Origin of the sequence: Natrinema versiforme (genome assembly GCF_005576615.1) — an archaeon.
GTDB lineage: Archaea > Halobacteriota > Halobacteria > Halobacteriales > Natrialbaceae > Natrinema > Natrinema versiforme_A.
The window spans coordinates 3385185-3405425 of sequence record NZ_CP040330.1; the positions used below are offsets into that span (position 1 = coordinate 3385185).

20 protein-coding genes and 3 tRNA genes are annotated in these 20241 nt (G+C 65.2%); 10 read left to right on the plus strand and 13 right to left on the minus strand.

All coding sequences use genetic code 11. From position 1 onward, the window contains the following. The first annotated feature begins 112 nt into the window (after nucleotides 1-112). Nucleotides 113-1192, plus strand: coding sequence for a D-xylose 1-dehydrogenase Gfo6 (gene gfo6 / locus FEJ81_RS16850; protein ID WP_138246377.1), 1080 nt, complete (start codon nucleotides 113-115; stop codon nucleotides 1190-1192). A 27-nt stretch (nucleotides 1193-1219) separates the two neighbouring features. Here gfo6 and FEJ81_RS16855 read toward each other — a convergent pair. Then, a tRNA-Thr gene (locus FEJ81_RS16855) sits at nucleotides 1220-1291 on the minus strand. Between the two features lie 97 nt (nucleotides 1292-1388). Beyond that, the gene (locus FEJ81_RS16860; protein ID WP_138246378.1) at nucleotides 1389-2150 is read right to left on the minus strand and encodes a DUF7114 family protein; all 762 of its coding nucleotides are present in this window, start codon (nucleotides 2148-2150) and stop codon (nucleotides 1389-1391) included. A gap of 60 nt (nucleotides 2151-2210) precedes the next feature. On the opposite strand from FEJ81_RS16860, the gene FEJ81_RS16865 reads away from it, so the two are divergent. Then, on the plus strand, nucleotides 2211-2915 hold the full coding sequence (locus FEJ81_RS16865) for an enoyl-CoA hydratase/isomerase family protein (protein ID WP_138246379.1): 705 nt from the start codon (nucleotides 2211-2213) through the stop codon (nucleotides 2913-2915). Between the two features lie 70 nt (nucleotides 2916-2985). Beyond that, on the plus strand, nucleotides 2986-3516 hold the full coding sequence (locus tag FEJ81_RS16870; protein WP_138246380.1) for a GNAT family N-acetyltransferase: 531 nt from the start codon (nucleotides 2986-2988) through the stop codon (nucleotides 3514-3516). A gap of 16 nt (nucleotides 3517-3532) precedes the next feature. Here the strand turns inward: FEJ81_RS16870 and FEJ81_RS16875 are convergent, their stop codons facing one another. Continuing rightward, nucleotides 3533-4327 (minus strand): NAD+ synthase, encoded by a 795-nt coding sequence (locus FEJ81_RS16875; protein ID WP_138246381.1) that lies wholly within the window; start codon nucleotides 4325-4327, stop codon nucleotides 3533-3535. A 422-nt stretch (nucleotides 4328-4749) separates the two neighbouring features. Between FEJ81_RS16875 and FEJ81_RS16880 the strand changes: the two genes are divergently transcribed. Then, nucleotides 4750-4820 (plus strand) — tRNA-Gly (locus FEJ81_RS16880). Between the two features lie 89 nt (nucleotides 4821-4909). On the opposite strand, the gene FEJ81_RS16885 is transcribed toward FEJ81_RS16880, so the two are convergent. The 5 genes from FEJ81_RS16885 to FEJ81_RS16905 all read right to left on the minus strand — a co-directional run bounded on the left by FEJ81_RS16885 (nucleotide 4910) and on the right by FEJ81_RS16905 (nucleotide 8774). Continuing rightward, complete coding sequence (locus FEJ81_RS16885) at nucleotides 4910-5875, minus strand: transcription initiation factor IIB (RefSeq protein ID WP_138246382.1); 966 nt, start codon at nucleotides 5873-5875, stop codon at nucleotides 4910-4912. A 108-nt stretch (nucleotides 5876-5983) separates the two neighbouring features. Beyond that, complete coding sequence (locus FEJ81_RS16890) at nucleotides 5984-7471, minus strand: hypothetical protein (RefSeq protein WP_138246383.1); 1488 nt, start codon at nucleotides 7469-7471, stop codon at nucleotides 5984-5986. 190 nt (nucleotides 7472-7661) lie between these two features. Beyond that, nucleotides 7662-8090 carry a universal stress protein gene (locus FEJ81_RS16895; protein ID WP_138246384.1) on the minus strand — a complete coding sequence of 143 codons (429 nt, stop codon included), beginning with the start codon at nucleotides 8088-8090 and terminating at the stop codon, nucleotides 7662-7664. An 80-nt stretch (nucleotides 8091-8170) separates the two neighbouring features. Further along, on the minus strand, nucleotides 8171-8533 hold the full coding sequence (locus tag FEJ81_RS16900) for a hypothetical protein (protein ID WP_138246385.1): 363 nt from the start codon (nucleotides 8531-8533) through the stop codon (nucleotides 8171-8173). A 1-nt stretch (nucleotide 8534) separates the two neighbouring features. After that, on the minus strand, nucleotides 8535-8774 hold the full coding sequence (locus tag FEJ81_RS16905) for an amphi-Trp domain-containing protein (protein ID WP_138246386.1): 240 nt from the start codon (nucleotides 8772-8774) through the stop codon (nucleotides 8535-8537). 393 nt (nucleotides 8775-9167) lie between these two features. Here FEJ81_RS16905 and FEJ81_RS16910 point away from each other — a divergent pair, with 393 nt between their 5' ends. Then, nucleotides 9168-10004, plus strand: a complete 837-nt coding sequence (locus tag FEJ81_RS16910; RefSeq protein WP_138246387.1) for an NAD(+)/NADH kinase — start codon at nucleotides 9168-9170, stop codon at nucleotides 10002-10004. A gap of 11 nt (nucleotides 10005-10015) precedes the next feature. Here the strand turns inward: FEJ81_RS16910 and FEJ81_RS16915 are convergent, their stop codons facing one another. The 3 genes from FEJ81_RS16915 to FEJ81_RS16925 all read right to left on the minus strand — a co-directional run bounded on the left by FEJ81_RS16915 (nucleotide 10016) and on the right by FEJ81_RS16925 (nucleotide 12861). Then, nucleotides 10016-10684 (minus strand): DsbA family oxidoreductase, encoded by a 669-nt coding sequence (locus FEJ81_RS16915; protein WP_138246388.1) that lies wholly within the window; start codon nucleotides 10682-10684, stop codon nucleotides 10016-10018. A 126-nt stretch (nucleotides 10685-10810) separates the two neighbouring features. Continuing rightward, on the minus strand, nucleotides 10811-11578 hold the full coding sequence (locus FEJ81_RS16920; protein WP_138246389.1) for a DNA-directed RNA polymerase subunit epsilon: 768 nt from the start codon (nucleotides 11576-11578) through the stop codon (nucleotides 10811-10813). 362 nt (nucleotides 11579-11940) lie between these two features. Continuing rightward, on the minus strand, nucleotides 11941-12861 hold the full coding sequence (locus FEJ81_RS16925) for a nucleotidyltransferase domain-containing protein (RefSeq protein WP_138246390.1): 921 nt from the start codon (nucleotides 12859-12861) through the stop codon (nucleotides 11941-11943). A 192-nt stretch (nucleotides 12862-13053) separates the two neighbouring features. On the opposite strand from FEJ81_RS16925, the gene FEJ81_RS16930 reads away from it, so the two are divergent. Beyond that, the gene (locus tag FEJ81_RS16930; protein WP_138246391.1) at nucleotides 13054-13257 is read left to right on the plus strand and encodes a hypothetical protein; all 204 of its coding nucleotides are present in this window, start codon (nucleotides 13054-13056) and stop codon (nucleotides 13255-13257) included. Between the two features lie 243 nt (nucleotides 13258-13500). Next, nucleotides 13501-14427, plus strand: a complete 927-nt coding sequence (gene mptA, locus FEJ81_RS16935; protein ID WP_138246392.1) for a GTP cyclohydrolase MptA — start codon at nucleotides 13501-13503, stop codon at nucleotides 14425-14427. On the opposite strand, the gene FEJ81_RS16940 is transcribed toward mptA, so the two are convergent. Beyond that, a complete protein-coding gene (locus FEJ81_RS16940) occupies nucleotides 14424-15227 on the minus strand; it encodes a TrmB family transcriptional regulator (RefSeq protein WP_138246393.1) in 804 nt (267 codons plus the stop codon). The two genes, mptA and FEJ81_RS16940, sit on opposite strands and share 4 nt — an antisense overlap. An 82-nt stretch (nucleotides 15228-15309) precedes the next feature. Continuing rightward, nucleotides 15310-16962 (minus strand): DUF255 domain-containing protein, encoded by a 1653-nt coding sequence (locus tag FEJ81_RS16945; protein WP_138246394.1) that lies wholly within the window; start codon nucleotides 16960-16962, stop codon nucleotides 15310-15312. Between the two features lie 137 nt (nucleotides 16963-17099). On the opposite strand from FEJ81_RS16945, the gene FEJ81_RS16950 reads away from it, so the two are divergent. From FEJ81_RS16950 to FEJ81_RS16960, 3 genes are all read left to right on the plus strand, one after another. Next, complete coding sequence (locus FEJ81_RS16950) at nucleotides 17100-17699, plus strand: FxsA family protein (RefSeq protein WP_138246395.1); 600 nt, start codon at nucleotides 17100-17102, stop codon at nucleotides 17697-17699. Between the two features lie 77 nt (nucleotides 17700-17776). After that, a tRNA-Ile gene (locus FEJ81_RS16955) sits at nucleotides 17777-17850 on the plus strand. Nucleotides 17851-18988: 1138 nt separating this feature from the next. Beyond that, nucleotides 18989-20233 (plus strand): M20 family metallo-hydrolase, encoded by a 1245-nt coding sequence (locus FEJ81_RS16960; protein ID WP_175416459.1) that lies wholly within the window; start codon nucleotides 18989-18991, stop codon nucleotides 20231-20233. The last annotated feature ends 8 nt before the right edge of the window (nucleotides 20234-20241 follow it).

A 20241-nucleotide genomic window follows, 5' to 3' on the forward strand; every position in this document is an offset into this window, starting at 1 on the left:
TAACCTAGTCGAAGGCGGAGAATCGGTTATTCGGTGGAACCAACTAGTTTGTGCTGCTGACTGTCACTCTCCCGATCACTGCCGCCTTTTCGTCGCGGGCCCTAGAGACGGTATGGCACTCGAGGACTGCTTCGCAAACTTCACGCAGCGGGACTGGGAGCGGAAATCGATCGCGGGAACCGTTCGACTCGCAGTGATCGGGATCGGCGGCTTCGCCCGCCAGCGCGCGCTGCCCGCGATCGCCGACGGCACCTACTGCGAGACGACGGTGTTGGTCACGAGTTCACCGGATCGGACCACGGGCATCGCTGAAGCGCACGACGTGTCACACGTCATCGACTACGACGCCTTCCTCGCGGGCGAGCGTGCGGACGCCTACGACGGCGTCTATATCGCGACGCCCAACGCCCTGCACGGCCGGTACGCGACCGCGGCGGCCGAATTGGGTAAACACGTTATCTGCGAAAAGCCCCTCGAGACCACCCTCGAGCGCGCTCGGGAAGTGGTCGACGCCTGTGACGACGCCGGCGTGGTGCTGATGCCGGCCTACCGACTGCAGACCGAGCCGACGGTCCGTCGGACTCGAGAGCTCGTCCGCGGGGACGTGGTCGGCGACGTGGTGCAGGTCCACGGCGGCTTTTCGCACCCGCTGCTCGAGCACGCGAGCCCCGAGACGTGGCGGCTCGACCCCGATCTGGCCGGCGGCGGCGCGTTGGTCGATCTCGGGATCTACCCGCTCAACACGACCCGGTTCGTCCTCGACTGCGAGCCCACGGGCGTCTACGCCACCAGCCACTCGAGCGGCGAGCCCTTCGATCGGGTCGAGGAACGCGTCGCCTTCCAACTCGAGTTCGAGACCGGCGCGACGGCCTCGTGTACGGCCAGTCTCGACGCACACGCCAGCAGCCAGCTCGAGTTGGTCGGTACCGAGGGGAAGATCCACATCGAGTCGCCCTTCGGCGGCGTCGTCCCCCACGCGATGGTCGTCGAGAGCGGCGACGTGCGCACGGAGTACACCGGACCCTCGGTCGACGAGGTCCGTGAGGAGTTCGACTACTTCGGCTACTGCGTGCTCTCCGGAACCGACCCCGAGCCCGACGGTGCGGACGGGCTCGCGGACCTGCGCGCGATCGAGGCCGCTTACGAGTCAGCCGAGACCGGGTGTCGAGTGGGACTCGAGGTGTCCTATTGAGGAACGTTTCGCGAAGAGATCAGAAAGAGCCTAGGCCGGGATTTGAACCCGGGCTCTCGTCCTTACCAAGGACGCGCTTTACCGCTAAGCTACCCAGGCGCGCACTTCTTCGTTGACCGGAGATGTCTTTATGGGTTTCGATTCTCGCGGGCCGTGCGTCGGGTTATCGCGGTGCCGTCCCACAGTTGGCAGCGGCTCACGGATCGGTCGCCGACGTCGCCCGGTCGACGTGGTCCTCGAGCGAGTGCTCTCGAGCCGAGGGCTCGAGGTCACGGAGCGAGTCCTCGACTGGCGGAAACGAGGTGCCGACACCGTCTGCGAGTCCCTCGGCGACGGCGAGCAGGTGCGACGAGGGAGTTTCGCCGACGGCGACGGAGCCGGTGAGGACGGCGAGTTCGAGCACGTCGCGCTCGAGGTTAGCGTCGAGCGAGGCGGGATCGCTCCCATCGTTCGCGGCGCGCTCGGCGCGGTGGGTCTGATCGCGACCGAACGACCGGACGGTCCGGACCGCTTTGTCGGCGGCGTCGGTGCGAGCCAGCAGGTAGAAGCCGCGGGCGACGAGGATGTCGGCCGCGAGGATCGCGAGGTCGCCGTCGGTCTCGGCGTCGGTGTCAGCCGCCGTCCACGGCTCCTCGTGGGCAAGCGACCGCGTCAGTCGCAGCCCCTCGTAGATGAGTTGGACACCGGCCGCGTGGGTGGCGACGCCGTCGAGGTCGCGGTCGGCCGCTCGCGTTCGGTTTCCGTCGTCTCCGCCGTCCCCGTCGTCGAGACCGGGGTCGTACTCGTCCTCGAGGACGCGCCCCTCGGCTGCCATCATCGCGGCGCTCTCGAGCGTGAGCGCCCCGGGGACCATCGATGCACGATCGAGGGTAGATTCGATGTAGTCGTGTAGCTGTGGTGGTTCGACGTCCGCGACGGCCTCGGCGGCGGCACGCCGACAGCTGTCGGCCTTCTCCATTAGCGGGGGGTTACGACGGGGGAGCCAAAGACCTTTGGAAACGCCCGATCGACTGCGAACATGATCGACAGCGACGCCGACGGCCCGATTCGCACCGTGACGATCGACCGTCCCGAGGCCCGAAACGCGCTCACCGTCGACGGCCTCGCGGCCCTCGAGACGGCGGTCGACGATGCCGAGGAGCCGGTGATCTACCTGCGGGGGCGCGGCCCCGCCTTTTCGGCAGGAGCCGATCTGAACGAGGTCGCGGCACTGGAAGGGGACCGCGACCGCGCGGCCGACTTCGCGCGACTGGGTCAGCGCGTCGCGCGGACCATCGAGGACTCGCCCGCGGTCGTCGTCGCCGGAATCGACGGCCCCGCACGCGGCGGCGGCCTCGAGCTCGCGCTGGCCTGTGATGTGCGGGTCGGCACGCCCGACTCGACGTACGGCGAGCCGGGGGTGGGCTTTGGCCTGTTCGGTGCGTGGGGCGGAACCGTCAGGTTGCCCCGAGTGCTGGGCGAGGGCAACGCCCTCGAGTTCGCGCTTTCGGGCCGGTCGGTCGACGCCGAGGAAGCCCTGCGAATGGGGCTTATCTCGCGGCTCGAGGACGAGCCCCGATCGGTCGCCGAGGAGATCGCGGGGAATGCGGACGACGCGCTGGCCGCGTTGAAGCGCCGAATCCGCGACGACGGCGAGCGCGCCACACAGGAGCGACGCGAGGCCGACGCCTTCGCCGACCTCGTCGCCGCTCACGCCGACGATATCGACGCGTTACTCGAGTAACGCCGCCGACTCGAGTAGCGGGAGACGGTTGAACAAAAGTAATTTATTCGCTTACACGAAGTGGACTGGTATGCCCGGCCCGGTGTTTCTGGACGGCGACCGCGTCACGCTGCGACCGATCGAGGAGGACGACCTCGAGTTCCTGCAGACCCAGATCAACGACTCGCGGATCTGGCGGGCGATCGGGCGGTCCCGGCCCGTCAACGGGGAGCAGGAGCGGGAGTTCTTCGAGAACGTGGTCTGTGGCGACGACACCGTGAACTTCCTGATCGCCGCCGATTCGACGCCGATCGGAACTATCGGTCTCCACTCGATCGAGTGGGAGACCCGGAAGGCCGAGATCGGCTACTGGCTCGCACCCGACCACCACGGTCGGGGCTACGGCACCGAGGCGACGGAGCGCGTCGTTCGGTACGCCTTCGACCAGCTCGGACTCCACCGGATCGCCGCCCGCGTGTTCGAGTTCAACGAGCCGTCGAAGCGACTCCTCGAGAGCGTCGGCTTCACGCAGGAAGGGGTCCATCGCGACGGCGAATTCATCGACGGCGAGTGGCAGGATGTCTACTGGTACGGGCTACTCGAGAACGAGTGGCGGGAGTAACCGCCCGCGATCCCGATCACTCGAGGGGCTCCGGTGCCGGCGGCGCGTTCCGTTTGTGCTCGCTGCGCTCGTACATCCCGCGGACCCGCTCGACGGTTTCTTCGTCGACCTCGAGCAGCCGAGCGGTCGCCGCCGCGGAGAGCGGCCCGTCGATGTGCGTCGCCAGAATCGAATCGAGGGTGTCGTAGCTGATCCCGAGTTCGTCCTCGTCGGTCTGGTCGGCCCACAGCTCCGCGGTGGCGGTCTTCGCGGCGAGTTCCTCCGAGACGCCGACGTGGCGGGCGAGCTGGCGGACCTGTCCCTTGTAGAGGTTCCCGATCGGGTGGCAGTCGACGGCCCCGTCGCCGTACTTGGTGAAGTAGCCCACGGCGGCCTCGCTGCGGTTGCCGGTCCCGAGGACCAGCCGGCTCTCGTGGTTGGCCACGAGGTAGTTCAGGACCGCACGGACCCGGGCACGCGCGTTCCCGACCGCCTCGCGGTCGCCCTCGGCTTCCGGATAGGCAGACAGCAGCGAGTCGACGATCGGCTCGACCTCGATCACGTCGTAGGTAATCTCTAAGTCCTGTGCGACCCACTCGGCGTCGCTCATGTTCTCCTCGCTGCTGACCGTCGCCGGGAGGACGAGCCCGTGGACGTTCTCGGCTCCGAGCGCCTCGACGGCGAGCGTTCCGGTCAGCGTGCTATCGATCCCCCCCGAGAGCCCGAGGACGGCACCGTCGGCCCCCGCGGCGTCGACCTGCTCCCGAATGAAGTCGGTGATGTGTTCGCGCCGCAACTCGAGTTCCGCCTCCGAAAAGCGAAGGTCGATCATGTGGCGGGATACGGACGGCACGACCTAATAGCCTCCCCTCTCCGGAAAAAACTGACCGGACGGTCGATTTCAGCGGCCGCTCGCGGCTCGAGACGACTCGGAAAAGGTCCGGGTGCGAGAATCGAACTGCGCGTCTCAGCCTCCACGGGCTGAAGGATTGCCACTACCCCAACCCGGACACACTGTCTTGCTGCATCTATCGCTACCACGGCGGATACGTAATATGTACGGAGAGTCTGCAGTTCTTGCAACTCGAGGCCGGGTTCTTATGCGGTGGGAAGCGAGGAGCGCTCGAGAGCGCTACGTTGAAGTGAGCGCGGCGGATAGGCACGAGTGAGAGCGAACGCGGTAAACGAGCGCCGGTGGTGAGCAGTTCCGGAGGAACTGCGATCCTCGGCGCGCGAGGAACGAAGTGACGATGCGCGCCGGTGGTCCAGTGGTAGGACTCGAGCTTCCCAAGCTCGCGGCCCGGGTTCAATTCCCGGCCGGCGCACTTCTCGAGACCTCATGCGCCGATAGCGGCGGCTGTTCGATTGATGAACGGAACGTCTCCGGTCGCGGTAGAAACGGAAGAAACCCGGGTTACTCGTGAATGCCCATCGCTTCGATCTGCTCTTGGTACCGGTTCCGGATCGTGACCTCGGTCACCTGCGCGACGTCCGAGACTTCGCGCTGGGTCTTCTTCTCGTTACAGAGCAGCGACGCGGCGTAGATCGCGGCCGCGGCGTAGCCAGTCGGCGACTTGCCCGAGAGCAGCCCCTTCTCGGTCGTGACGTCGATGATCTCGTTTGCCTTGACTTGGACCTCTTCGGAGAGTTCGAGCTCCGAGCAGAATCGCGGCACGTACTTCTTCGGGTTGACCGGCTCCATCTCGAGGTTGAGTTCCTGTGCGACGTAGCGATAGGTGCGGCCGATCTCCTTGCGCTCGACGCGGGAGACGGCGGCGACTTCCTCGAGCGATCGCGGGATGCCTTCCATACGGCAGGCCGCGTAGAGCGTACTGGTCGCGACGCCCTCGATCGAGCGCCCGCGGATGAGGTCCTCGTCGAGTGCGCGCCGGTAGATCACGCAGGCGACTTCCCGGACCGAGCGGGGGATCGCCAGCGAGGAGGCCATCCGGTCGGTTTCCGACAGCGCAAACTGGAGGTTTCGTTCGCCGGCGTCTTTGGTGCGGATTCGTTCCTGCCACTTCCGCAGGCGGCGCATCTGATTGCGCTTGTCCGAGGAGATCGATCGGCCGTAGGCGTCCTGATTCTTCCAGTCGATGGAGGTCGTCAGCCCCTTGTCGTGCATCGTCTGGGTCGTCGGCGCGCCGACGCGGGACTTGTTCTGGCGCTCGGAGTGGTTGAACGCGCGCCATTCCGGCCCGTGGTCGATGTTCGTCCCTTCGACGATGAGACCGCACTGGTCGCAGACGAGTTCGCCCTGATCCTCGCTCTTGACGAGTGTGCCGCCGTCACACTCGTCACATACCCGCTCGCGCTCTGTCTCCTGTGTTTGTTCTGTCGTTTCAGGATCGCGTTCGCGCTGACGGGTGGGGCTTGCCATTTCATGTAGATAACGATGTTGCAAGGACTTAAGGGCTCGCCACCGAAGACGCGCGCTTCGATCGGCCTCGATTACGGTGATAGCGGCAAAATATGGCAGTTCCGCGGCTCAGAGATAGCCGAGGAGGGTCCCGGCCAGCACGAGCAGCCACATCACCGTGCCGACCAGTAGCATGTCGTTGAACTTCGAACTTCGCGTCGCGCGTTTGGCCGCGCCGCCGGCGATCAGGCCGAGCGCGACGACGACGAGCATCCGCTGGACGATGACGTCGACGGGAAGCGACGAGACGCCGAGCAGGCTGTAGTCGAGCCAGACCGCGACCGCGAGCGAGGCGGCGGCGGTGACGGCGGCGTCGAGTCGTCGCGTGAGCCCCCGTGCGAGCAGGTAGGTCGCGACGGGAATGCCGACGCCGATCACCGGGTACAGCAACGCGGCGATCTGGTGGGGCGTCAGGAACGTGGCCTGCCGCTCGAGGACGAGTCCTCCCATCCGAACGCCGAGATACAGCGCTAGGATGGTGAAGACGAGGAGGACGTGACCGGCCTCGAGTCGGGCGTAGGCGGCGGCGAGTCGGCGGCGATCAACGTCGGTCAGGCGGTCGTCGATCGCGTTCGGTGCTCGCTGGGCGATGCGGTCGCCCGTGGACTGTTCGGTCTCGTTCGACGCGCTGAGACGGCGTCTGCCGGCTCCGACGCCGACTACCGTGGGGACGACGAGCAGTCCGGCGAGGTCGACGAGCGTCGCCCAGCCGTCGGCGTCGGCGGAGTTCCTGTTGTCGAGGTAGATCCGGGTCACGTCCTCCTGGACGTCGACCCGCGGATGCTCCATGAAGTCGTTCTCGACCTTCGTCTGGGCGTCCTGCGAGCCGTGGACGCGGTGGCGGAGCGTGAACCAGTCGAAGTGCTCCGAGTGGGTCTGCATCGCGACCCAGTCGTCGTCCTCGTTGGGACTCTCGTAGAGCCGGATGTGGTATCGCTGCCCGTAGTAGTCGCCGTCCTCGAGCTGGCGGGATTCGGTCATCCAGTAGCCGCTCTCGTTCGGGCCGGGGTCGACGTAGGCGTAGCGGGTCCCGCCGTCGGCTTGGCCCCAGTCGAGGTTGGGGAGAGAGCCCCGCGGTTCGTCCGTCGCGTCCTCGTCGGTCGCGTTCTCGGCTGAGTCGTTGGCCGCCGTTTCGTTGTCGGGTTCGGGTGCGGGTTGGTCGCCCTCGGCGGTCGCGTTGGCCGGTTGCGTTTCGTTCTCGGAGGCGTTCCCGCCGGTGAGCGAGTACGTCTCCGGGAGCGCTTCCTCCTCGGACTCGTTGATCTCCGACCAGTCGCCATCGTCAGCGTCGGTCAGTACCCGCTCGACATCAGCGAGGTCGCCGCGGACGACGACGTTGACCGGGCTTCGCTTCTGGAACCCTCGAGTGGGGCTGAGATACTCCCAGAAGCCGCTTTCCGAGTCCTCGAAGGACACGAGTTCGGGCGCTGGTTTCGTCTGGGCCGACTGCTCGGAGGCGACCTGTTCGGTCGACAGCGACAGCAACAGCGACGGCCCGCCGACGAGTACGAAGGCGAGAACGAGCAGAACGGCTGTAATGACGATCGAACGGCGCATCTCCACGTCACTAGTGACGGAGCACACATCAAACCATGCGTTACCGTTCCGGTGTGTCCCGCTCGAAAACGGCGGCGGAGCGGGTGCCGGCCCCGATCACAGCGCCGGCCGAAATCGTCTTCGACCGCACTCGAGTCGACCAGCGGTCAGCCATCGGAACCCCGTCGATCGGATATCGAACCGCCGGCGATCAGACATCGGGTCCGACGGTGGTGACGGGGACCGGAGCCTCGCGGACGACGCGCTGGGAGACGCTCCCGACGACGTTACGTTCGTATTCGTCACCGCTGGTCCCCATGACGATCAGATCGACGTCGGCGGTCTCGGCGTAGTCGACGATACGCTCGGCCGGGTTGCCGGTATCGACCGCCGTCGTCGTCTCGAGGCCGCGGTCCGCAGCGCGGGTCGCCGCGTCGTCGGCCGCCTCGCGGGCGGTCGCCTCGAGGTCGTCGCGGACGCGCTCAACGCGGTCGTCGTCGAGCACGAGGAACGCGCGGTCGTCGACGACCGAGAGGACGTGGAGGGCGGCGTCCCGCGTGGCCGCGGCGTCGATGGCGTGGGCAGCGACGGTCGCCGCGTGGTCGCTGCCGTCCGTCGGAAACAGGATCGTCTCGTACATTGCTGTCTATGCGATGGTCTCGAGCGGACGGCAAAAGCAGTTACCCACGTTCTTTCCGCGCGGGAATACCGGCAGCGGGCTTAGATGCCCGGGATGCCGAGCGCGTCGGGCGTGACGAAGCCGACCACGGCGAGCGCATAGAGGATCCCGACCGCGACGATCCACGCGACGAACCCGATCGCGGCCGCGGAGCCCCAGCCGCCGGGATAGCGCCAGTTGATGACGCCGACCCAGATGATCAACATCAACAGGACGCCGAGGATGGGGACCCATCCGACGAAGAAGCTCGTGATCGCCCACGCGGCCGCGCCGATGAGCGCGGTCACCGCCGCGTTCACGAAGCTCGCGTCCCTGTCTAACACCAGCCGCGCGCCCGCCAGAATCCCGATCGTTCCGACCAGTAAACTCAGGACGAAGATCAGGACGGAGTCCGCGGCAGCCATGTTAGGGTTTCCAGCTCAGTTCGATTTCGACTGTCTCACGGTTCCCACGGAGCATCGAGGAGCGCTCGACGGTCTCGACCGAGACGTCGATGTTGTGGGGCGGGTTGAGCGATACGTTCTTGTTCCCGACCCTGATCGAGACCGCCTCGCTCTCGCCCTCGAACTCCGTCGCGAGCTCTTGGAGGTATGCGGCGAGTTCCTCTCGCGGCAGTGTTTCATCGGCTGTCGTCCGTTGGGCCATACCTCACTATCGGACACCTACCCGCAAAAGTATGGAGCCTGAACATGTCGATACGTCGCTCTTACTCGATGGAATCGTACTGTAACGCTCGATTGACGGAAAAGGGGACGATGCGATTCGAGTACAGATTTCCTTGTTGACACATTACTTACCGTGGTCTCCGACGGGTTCGTCTTCCAGAGCGGTTCGCGTGACGGACCGTCCGGGGTCTCGAGCGGTAGACCGGTCTCGCGGAAGCCGTCCGGCCAAATCGATCGCGAGACGGAGACGGCACCCTCGTGACTCGAGGGCCAGCGCTGGAGTTCCGTCTTCGGTGTCGATCCGCCCGAAAACTCCGGTGGCGCTCGCCGGACAAGCGTGGCTTTTTGACGACGGGGCGGGTAGCCGCCGACGATGGACGTCGCCGTCGGCATCGTCGCCCAACGTGACAACGAGCGTGCACAGGAACTCGCCGCCAGCCTCGTCGACGCCCTCGAGCGCGAGGGTGCCGCCGTCGTCGTCGACGAGGCGACCGGCGAGGCGGTCGAGGCGACCCCCGTTTCGGTCGCCGCGATGGCCGGTCGGGACCTCGTCGTAAGCATCGGCGGCGACGGGACGCTGTTGTTCGTCGCCCGCGAGGTCGGCTCGACGCCGATCCTCGGGGTCAATCTCGGCGAAGTGGGCTTTCTCAACGCCGTCGCACCCGCGGACGCGCTCGGCGTCGTCACCGACCTCGTGACGGAACTCGACCGAACGGGGTCCGTCGACGGCCGAGAGCTATCGCGGCTGCGGGCGACCGGTGTCGACGGGGACTGGACGCTCGAGCCCGCGCTCAACGAGATCGTCATCCACGGCCCCCGGCGGGGTCACGGCGGCGGGGCAACCGTCGAAATCGGCGTCGACGGCCAACGATACGCCGAGAGCCACGCGGACGGCGTTCTCGTGGCCACGCCGACGGGGTCGACCGCCTACAATCTGAGCGAGGGTGGACCGCTGCTCCACCCCACGGCCGACGCGCTCGTCGTCACGCAGATGGCCGCGACCGAGCCGATGCCGCCGCTGGTGGTCGAACCGGACACCGAACTAACCCTCACCGTCACCGGGACCGACACCGCGTACGCGATCAGCGACGGGCGCAACCGACAGCGACTCGAGCCGCCGGCGACGGTCTCGGTCTCGCTCGCGACCGAGTCCGTCATGCTCGCCGGACCGCAGGCGAACTTCTTCGACGCCCTCGACAAACTCGAGTGAGTCGGCCGCGCCTATCGACGCCCGCCGGAGCCGTCGCCCTCGACGAGTCGTTCTAAGTGCTCCGGCGGGACCGCGCCGCGGGCGACGTGGCCGTCCGAGAGGAAGGTCGGAACGCCGGTGACACCCTTCTGCTGTGCTTCGGTGAACAGGTCCTCGAGTTCCGTCCGAAGGCCCTCGTCTCCAACCGCGTCGCGGATCTCGTCGGTCGGCAGATCGATGTCGTCAGCGAGGTCGGCCAGCACGTCGACATCGCCGATATCGCGTTCGTCCTGCCACAGCGCCGTATAGATCGCCTCGTCGAACGCGGCCCACTGCTCGGGGTACTCTTCCTTGACGTACCACGACGCGACCTGCGCGTTGAACGAGTCCACATCGGACGCCATTTCGTGGGCCATCTCGACGCCGTACTCCTCTTGGAGCCGGCGGACGTTCTGTCTGGCCTGCTCGTAGTACTGGTCGTCTTTGCCGTCGTCTCCCTCCTGATCGATCGACCCGTCGGGATTCCGTTTCCCGTGTCGCAGGTCGAAGGGATGCCACTCGACGGTCAGCGGCTCGTCGCGCCCCTCGCGGTACTGCTCGAGCGAGCGCGTCCCCAGATAGCAAAACGGGCAGACGTAGTCGGCGTAGATTTCGATGCGGTCGGTCGTCTCCGGTGCCGATCCGGTGTCAGCGTCGGCCATAGCGCCGCTAGGAATCCGTGACGGAAAAGTCGCCGGTCACCGGCAGTCGACGGGACGTGGCTCGAGACGAGGTGCGGACCCAGTCAGTCGCCGGGGAGGAGAGATACACCCACCGGCCATCGCCCGTTAGCTCTCCGACCCGGTTGCCGGCGCGTCGGCGGCGTCAGTGTCCGCGTCCGTCACGTCCGGCAGGTTCGGATCCCGGTAGGGATTGCGGCCGTAGGCCGGCAGTTCGTCCTCGAGTTGGGACTTGAGCACGCGGCGCAGCCGGTTCAGGCTCGTCGTATCCAGCCCGTAGTCGGCCGCGAGTCGCTTGAACGTCTCCTCGTCGGTGATGTCGTGAGCGCGGTACTGACCGAACAGTTCGTCCATCCGGTCGGCCGAGAGCTCCTGTGCGTCGATGTCGTCCAGCCCGAAGTACTGCTGGCGGTCGACGTCGACGACGTGGCGGATCACCACCAGCGCGACCTTCTCGATCGCGCGCTGGCTCCCGAACTCGGTGAGGTCGATCTCGTCCATCACACCGAGCGCGAGATCCCGCTGCCACGGCGTCACCTCGAGGGCGTTACACAGCGCCTGCGTGGTTCGCAGCCGGTCGAGGTGGTGGGCGCGCTCGCTGTAGCCCGGCGTCGCCGCGTGCTGTTCGTCGTGGAGGCGACGGACGCTCTCGGAGAGGTCCGCGTCGGGCGATTCCGCGCGGCCGATGACCGTCGCGCTCGGCGTGACGACGCCCCACTGGCGGACCGTCGAATCGCGCTGGACGTCCGCTCGAGAGAGCGACCCGGACCCGGGCCGGGTCTCGAGGCGGCGCTCGCGCTCGGGAGCGGGGTCGACACCGTCCGCGGGCACGGCTCGCTCGGAATCTGGACCAGGGTCGGCACCGTCGTCTTGCATCGTCTGTCGCTCGGAGAGGGAGAGTGAAAAAGGCTCGCTCCGTTCGGTACGCCAGTTCGACGGACAGACACCCTTTCTAACAGGTATCGGGGGAAACGCGTCTCGCGAGCGATACCGGGCGCTATCGCTCGCTGCTCGAGACGGGCGGTCCGCGAAAAGCCCTTCGTAGCTTCACCTTGTGACCAGAGGCACTTAAAGAACGACCGCTCGAGTCAGTCGGCGTCGTGAGGGGGTGGGTGTTCGACCACTGCTATAGCGAGACGCGCCGCTATCCGGTCGAGACACAGTCGAGAAGGAACCGTTCTCCCGTCGTAGCTACACCTTGTGACCAGAGACACTTAAAGGAGCGACGCCGGCACGAGCTATCGGACCGCGGCGATCAGCTCGTCGATGAAATCGTCCAATCGGTCGGTATCCGGGCCGTCTCGAGCGTGAGTGTCGGGATCGATCGCTTTCGGCGGATGTGCGAACTTGCGGCCGACGGCGTCGCGGATCTCGGTCGCTCCCTCGCCCGCCAGTTTCCGCTCGAGCAACTCGCGAGCGCGGTCGATCCGCTCGGCGTCGAACACCGCGGGTGCCTGCTCGCGCAGGAAGGTCTCGAACTCGAGTGCGGGCAGGTCGTGTGTGCCGCGCTCGCCGGTCTCTTTGAGGTAGTAAGCGGACATAGCCGCCCGGCAGATCGTCAGGTTTCGCTTCACCGTCGGTTTGGTCTGGGTCTCACTGAACCGGTCGTCGTCGGCCGGGACCGTCATCGTCCCGTCGTCGATTTCGACGGTGTACGCCTCGTCGCTCGCCTCGCGGATCGGAAATAGCTCGTCGTCGGTGGAGACCAGATGGTGCGAAACGTACTTGCGGTAGTTGCTCGTCGCGATCCCGCGCCACGCGTGATAGAGGTCGATCGGGTTGTACGCGCGTTCGACGTAGGCCGCGAGGTCGGCGGGGTCGTACGCGAGCCGGTAGCGGATGGGACTCCGCAGCAGGTCGAGCGCGCCGTCGTTCGAGTCGGCGAGCAGGCGCGCGAACGTCCGCACGTCCCAGCCCTGATACTCGAATTCGCCGCGGTCGTCGACGAGGGTTTCGGGCGCCCCCTCGAGGTGGGCGTACCGGCGCAGATCCGTCGGCGCGAAGACGAAGCCGACGTCGTAATCGCTGTCGGAACTCGCCGCACCCCACGCGTGGCTCCCGCGGGCGACTGCCAGCGTGACCGCGATGTCGTGTTCGCGTTCGATCACCGTCAGATGGTCGTCGACGGTTTCGTGGACGTGGGTCGGAACGGAAGCCATAGCTGTGACTCGAGGGTATGGAAGTAAAACCCGAGAAGGCCGGGTGACGAATGCCCTTCGTAGCTTCACCTTGTGACCAGAGGCACTTAAAGAACGGTCGGCCCGCGGATGGTGTAGCCGACTAGAACATCTCAACCGATACTCGCTGTGCTTCCCATAGACATATATCTAATCCAACACACGAATGAGATAATGTCTGCCCTCCGATCCGTACTGCTCGAGTGGGATCTGAACCGGATTTCGAGAATACTCGTCGCCGGACTTGCCGTCTTCCTCGCACGCCGCGTCACCGACGGGTTTCTCACCGGATTGGGTGCAACGTTGCTCTTCCTGTTCGTGCTCGCCGTCGCGTGGGAGGCAGCGAAACGGATTGTCGGTGGCTCGAGCGACTCGTGAACCCGTTGTCGCCGGGACTGGCGCTTATTCCCAGTCGAATGAAGATCGAAACCCAGCGGCGTGACTATCGAGTGTGAGTTACTGACTGCAGAACGGCCGTCTTCCCGTCATAGCTTTACCTTGTGACTAGAGGCACTTAAAGAATCAACGGGTCGCCCGAGGCGGTATCGAGGGCGTCCCGTTCCCGAGCCAACAACTACTGGTTCCGAAAGGTTGAATCGCGCCCTCGCCTGAATGCGGGCAATGAGTCATCAGTTGCCGGACGTGCAAGCGACGTCGCCCGACGTGACCGTCGGCCTGAGTCAGGTCGGCGTCACGGGCGTCGACAAACTCGTCAAGATTGCCCGCGAGGACAAGCGACCGATCGTCCTCACCGCCGAGTTCGAGGTCTTCGTCGACCTGCCCGCGTGGCGCAAGGGCGCGGACATGAGCCGCAACATGGAGGTCATCGACGAAATTCTCGAGGACGCGACCCGCGAGGAGGCCTATCAGGTCGAAGAGGTCTGTGGCGAGGCCGCCGAACGACTGCTCGAGCGCCACGACTACACCTCGAAGGCGGAGGTCTCGATGGAGGCCGAGTTCATGCGCCGTGAACAGACCCCCGCCAGCGACCGCGAGACCCAACACACCGTCGACATCGTGGCCGCGGCGACGGCGACCGAGGAGGGCACCCGCGAGGAGATCGGCGCGCGAGTCACCGGCATGACGGTCTGTCCCTGCTCGCAGGGGATGTCGACCGCCCGCGCAAAACAGACCCTCGAGGACTTAGGCGTCGAGGAGGAGACGATCACGGAGTTCCTCGATGAGGTGCCACAGCCGGGTCACTCCCAGCGGGGGCACGCGACGCTGACCGTCGAAGCCAGCGGCGATCCATCGGTCGATCTGAACGACATCATCGACATCGCCCGGGACTCGATGAGCGCCCGGATCTACAACCTCGCCAAGCGGCCCGACGAGGACCACATGACCTACGCGGCCCACGCCGACGCGAAGTTCGTCGAGGACTGCGTGCGCGCGTTAGCCGAGGGCGTCGTCGACGAGTTCGATCACCTCGACGACGACGCGGTGATTACGATGAGCCAGTCCAACGACGAGTCGATCCACCAGCACAACGCCCACGCCGAGCGCGTCGTCGAGATGGGGACGCTGCGCGAGGAAGTCGGCAACTAGAACTGGAGCGGGTCCGCTTCGTCCCACCGCGGGACGAACTCGTCGTGGACGTTCGCCGCGAACTCGGGATCTTTGAGATCGATCATGCCGAAGGCCTCACCCGAGGTAAGGGGATTCGGCACCTGAATGCAGATCTCGATGCCGTCGATGATGTTGAACGAGCCCGTCACGTCGTCGTGCGTGCGAACCTCAAAGTCGTCGAGTTGCTGTAGGGTCTCCCGGTAGCGCTTGCCCACCTCTTCGGACATCGAGGCGACCATCTCGCGGGTCATCAGGAGTTTGACGGAGACGCCGCGATCGATCGCGTCCTCGAGTTGGGCGTTGATCTCCTCGCTAACCGCCTGGATGTCCCACTGCGGGGAGGGGTGGGACGACACCATCACGATGTCGCGGTCGGCGGCCGCCAACCGCTCTAAGAGCAGGTCCATCGTCTCCTCGGGGCCGACGGCGGCAGTCCAGAACTGTTCTTCGACCGGCTCGGCCGCGTCGAGTTCGTCGGACAGATCGTCGACGATCGACTCGTACTGGTCTGCCTTCTCCTCGAGTTCGCGTTTCTTGTCCTCGAGCAAGCGATCGAGCGCCGTCGAGGGTTCGACGGCGACGTACTTCTTCGGCCGGCTCGCGGTCTGGCTCCGGACGAGGTTGTACTGTTCGATGCTGTTGAGCACGTCGTAGATCCGCCCCATCGGCACGTCGCTCGCCCGCGACAACTCCTTGGCCGTTGTGGGGCCGGTGGTAAGCAGCGAACGATAGGCTCGAGCCTCGTACTCGGAGAGCCCGAGATCCCTGAGAGTGGCCATGTCGGAACGCAACCCACTGGAGAAACATAAACGCTGTGGTAGTTTGGCGAGGAGGTGGTTTCGGCCCGTACGATGCCGAGTATCAGCCGTGAATCGTCTGGACGCGTTCACTCAACTCGTCGGGAGTTTCGGCGGGAGCCGACACGTGGTCGCCGCGTTCGACCCGTGCGGTCCCCGGCTCGAGGTCGTCCGCGTCGGGGACAACGACCTTCTCGTGGTCCGCGAGTCGGAGCGCCGCGCGGTGGAGATCCGAACCGGGGTCGGCGGCCACCCGGATCACCAGCGGCCCCTCGAGCAGCCGGGAGACGGCCGTCGCGTAGCGGGCGATCTGGACGCCGAATCGGTCGCTGGCTCCGGCAAACGCCTCGAGGGTCTCCCGCGCGAAGTCGCGGTAGCGGTCGTCGCCGGTGAGAACCGCCAGATCGATCAGGGCGTCGGCGAACGCGACGTTCGCGTCGAGCGGTCGCAGCGGGCGATCACAGAGGCCGACGCCCTCGGCGGGACCGTCGAGGAACGAGTCCTCGTCGTGGAGCCGATCGATCGTCGCCTCCGCGACGGCCCTCGCGTCCGCAATCGCGTCGGACTCGAGCGTGCTCGCAGCCGTCGTCAGCGCCGACAGCGTACGCGCCTGATTCGTCAGGAGCGGGACCGCGTCGCCGTCAGCGTCGCGTTCGACGGCCGCCTCGCGTGCGTGGGCAACGACGCCATCCTCGTCGAGCAGGTCCTCGCGGAGCGTCGCGAGCGCGCGTTCGGCGTACCGGCGGGCGCGTTCGTCGTCGGTGTAGGCGTAGTACGTGAGCAGCCCCTCGATCGCCAGCGCGTTCGGGCCGGCGAAGACGCCCCCGTCGACCGGCGGCTCGGCGGCGGCCGCCCGATCGGTCGCGTCGAGGCTGTACGCATCGTCCTCACCGGGTGCCTGACTGTTCGCGAAGGCGTCGGCCTCGTCGTTCCACAGCGTCGTCGTCAGGAACTCGACCGTTCGCTCTGCGGGGTCTCGGTACTCGTCTTTCCCGGTATGGAGATAGGCGTTGGCGAACGCGCGCACGAGTGCGCCGTTGGAGTCCAGTAGCTTCTCGCGCTGGAGTCCCGACCAGTCGCGGTCGGTCGCGAAGCGATAGAAGCCGCCGTCGTACTCGTCTAACAGGTTCGCGCCGACCGCGTCGTACGAGCGCAGCGCCATCTCGCGGTCCCGCTTGAGCGCGAACTCGAGGGCGTCTGGCAGCGGGAATTTCGGGGTCTGTCCCCAGCCACCGGCGGTCTCGTCGTACGTGTCAGTGAGGTGGCCGAGCATGCCCTGCTCGATCTCGGCGGTCAGCTCGCCCGCGGGCGGGTTGTCCTCCCGGAGCGGGCGCGGAACACGGGCCGCGCCGCTTCCCTTCGTCTCCCACATGGTCCGGACGCTGTCCAGAACCTGTCGCATCCCGTCGGGGCCGAGGTAGCCCGCGCCGGTCAGAACCTTGCCGTCGGGTGCCAGAAAGACCGTCGACGGGAACCCGCCCATGTTGTACCGATCGCGGACCCGCGGGTGCCGATCCACGTCGACCCGCACGGGAACGAAGCTGTCGTTGAGGTTGGCCGCGATGCGGGGTTCCGAATAGGTCTCCTCGTCCATCTCGTGGCAGTGATCGCACCACGTCGCGGTCAGCGAGAGCAAGACGGGGCGGTCGGCCGCCGCGGCGTCCTCGAAGGCGTCCGGTCCCCAGTCGCGCCACTCGACGCGGGTCGTATCGTCCATACCGGACCGACGAACGTGGCGAGGGTAAGCCCTTCGTTCGTACACGCCACGGCCGGTCGGCTCCGGCCTCGAGTCGTGCGACTCCGTTTCTGGAACGAGAGTAAAAGATTTTCACCGTTCGGCGACTAGATCGGACTATGCTCCGGTGGATCTTCGCGCTGTTGCTCATTCCGTTTCTCGACGCCGTGTTGCTCGCGGTCGTCGTCACCCAGTTCGGCTTCCTCAGCTGGGTCGGGATGATCCTGCTCGTCGTCCTGACGGGTCTGATCGGCATGCTCCTCGTCCGCGCCGAGGGCCGGCGGACGATACGAAAGATGCAGCGGTCGATGGCCGAGGGCAAGCCACCGACCAACGAACTGCTCGACGGCGGGCTCCTGATCGCCGCCGGCGCGTTCCTGCTGACCCCCGGGCTCGTCACCGACGCCATCGGCTTCCTGCTCGCCGTTCCGATAACGCGAATTCCGATCCGCGCCGTGCTCAAGCGCTACGTGATCGTCCCGTACGCGGACAAGAAAACCGGCGGGTTCGCCAGCGGACAGGTCTGGACGTTCGGTTTCCCGAACGAGGGCGCGTCGGGTGGAGAGACCGCCTCGAGCGGCGGCGAGACGTACGACCTCGGCGACGATGCGTACACCGTCGATGGCGAGGGCTCCGAAGACGCTTACACGATCGACTTCGGCGACGAACGCACGGACGACGCGGACGACGAACGAGACGACGATCCCCTCGCTCGGTAGCGATTCGCACGGGTCCGAAAGAAAGAAACGCTTAAACGTCCCACCGAGCAACTATCGAGTGCGAAGGAAGGCAGTGCGGGCCAATAGCTCAATTAGGTTGAGCGCCACTCTGATAAGGTGGAGGCTCTCGGTTCAAATCCGAGTTGGCCCATACTTTTACGACGAGCAAACCCGCGAGTCGTAAATATGGAATCCGACTCGGATTGAATTACGGAAGACGCACGCTCACGAGCGAAGCGAGTGAGACCGTCTTCAGGTGGGTCAAATCCGAGTTGGCCCACTTCTCGCGGCGAACAACTTCGTGAGCCGGGAGTGTGTGCTGCCGCGAGGATTTGAATTACACGAGTCGCAGGCCCGGGAAGCGAGTGTAACGAGCGACCCGGAACGTCTCGAGGTGGTTCAAATCCGAGTTGGCCCATTTTTGTTGCGAACAACGTGAATGTAGTGAGCTGTGAGCAGCAGAGGTACACTCGCGAGCGCAGCCAGTAGGGCCGTCCGCAACCGGGTCGGTCCGATGGGAGCCCGCTCAGTTTCTGAAGAGTTTGTAGATACTCGATACTGTCAGGTCTGACTCACAGTCGTTGATATCCAATCGGGTATACCGATCAACTCCGCCATGTCACACGTAGTGAAACTAATGTCTGGAACTCGGTTCTGATCCATACACACAGACCTATCACTATTAGGTACAATATGATTTCTATATGGTTGATATCCGAAATCGCGAAACGCACGATACAATAAGGGAACGAGTTCCATCGAAAGTCCGGGAGATCGATCGCTCCGGATCGCGTTAGACGCGGCGGTTCGCGCTTCGAGCAGACGATCAGTGAAGCCGTCTATATGTTATGTATAGGATGGAGCGGTGCATATATACCGTATTTAATAACAAAATAGAATTGGAAGGGGGATTTTCTCTAATTTTGTCCAGCAAACGATTCGCTTCGATCCTGTCCGTCTCTCCGAGAGAGCAACCGATTCAGAGGGTATTCCATCGATAAGAATTTCGACCTCGAGAGATGAAATACTGGAACAGTAGTACTGTTGCCTATATATTTGAGTAGATATTACTGACTACATACCATATTACATACTTTTCAAATCCGCAGCGCTACCAACCGTGGACCGGTCCCGATATTCCTTCTTACTGACAGTCGATAGCAATCCGTCATAGTCCCGATGCAAGGTGATCGATTAGACAACTTCCGCTCGAGACAGTACAGACAGAACAGATCATAGATATAGGTTTTCTAACTATTCTGCTAACATTCATTGGAGAGTTGGTCGTCATGTGGCGTGTGACATTCCCGCTCGAGCGCAATCGGTTCGTAGGGACGATGCGAGAACAGGCCGAAATAGGTGGGACCGACAACGGCGGCCTTCATCGAGTGGCACTGAGCGACGAGGATAAAGCCGTCCGCGACTGGTTCGTAACACAACTCGAGGACGCCGGCCTCGCCGTTCGGATCGACGAGTTCGGAAATATATTCGGCCGCAGAGATGGGCGCCGGAACGTCGAGCCCGTTCTCGTCGGATCGCACCTCGACTCCCAGCCCAACGGCGGGATCTACGACGGCGCGTTAGGCGTCGTCGCCGCGCTGGAGTTCGTCCGCGAACTGAACGAACGAGAGGTGGAGACGGAGCGTCCCGTCGAGATCGTCAACTGGACGAACGAGGAGGGATCGCGGTTCCAGCCGGTGTTACAGGGCAGCGGCGTCTGGGCCGGCGTTATCGACCTCGAGGAGGAGTACGCCAAGACTGACGAGAACGGGCGGACAGTAGAGTCGGAGCTCGAGCGGATCGGGTATAAGGGCGACCATCCGGCGGCTCCCGCCGAAGCGTACGACTCCTATCTCGAACTCCACATCGAACAGGGACCGTCTCTCGAAGAGACCGGCGCGGATGTCGGCGTCGTCACCGGTATCGTCGGACTCACGTGGGGCGAAGTGACTTTTCGCGGCGAGGCGAGCCACTCGGGTGCGACGCCGATGCACCACCGCAGCGACGCGCTCGTCGCGGCTTCGGATCTCGTTACGCAGGTACGTCGAATTCCCAACGCGATCGGCGAACGGACCGTCGGGACCGTCGGCTCCGTTGACGTTCAGCCGAACTCGATCAACGTCGTTCCCGGCGAGGTGACGGTCAGCTACGGGTTCCGCGATCCTGAGTCATCAGTGATCGACCGTGCCGAGAAACGCGTGCAACGAGAAGCGGCCGCCGCTGCCGACCGCGAAGGCGTCGCGTACGACCACGAGGACCGCGCGCGAGCCGAGCCCGTCTCGTTCGACGACCGGTGCGTCGACGCGGTCGAACGCGCGGCGGCGGCGCACAACTACGAGACGAGGCGGTTGTTCAGCGGCGGCGTCCACGACGCAACCCACGCTACCGAGGTGTGCGACGCCGGCATGGTGTTCGCCGTCAGCGAAGACGGTAAGAGCCACACCGAAGACGAGTTCACCAGTTGGGACGACTGTTACAGCGCCGCGAACACCCTTGCGTCGGCCGCGCTCGCGCTGGCGAACGACGACGCGTGAGTCGATAG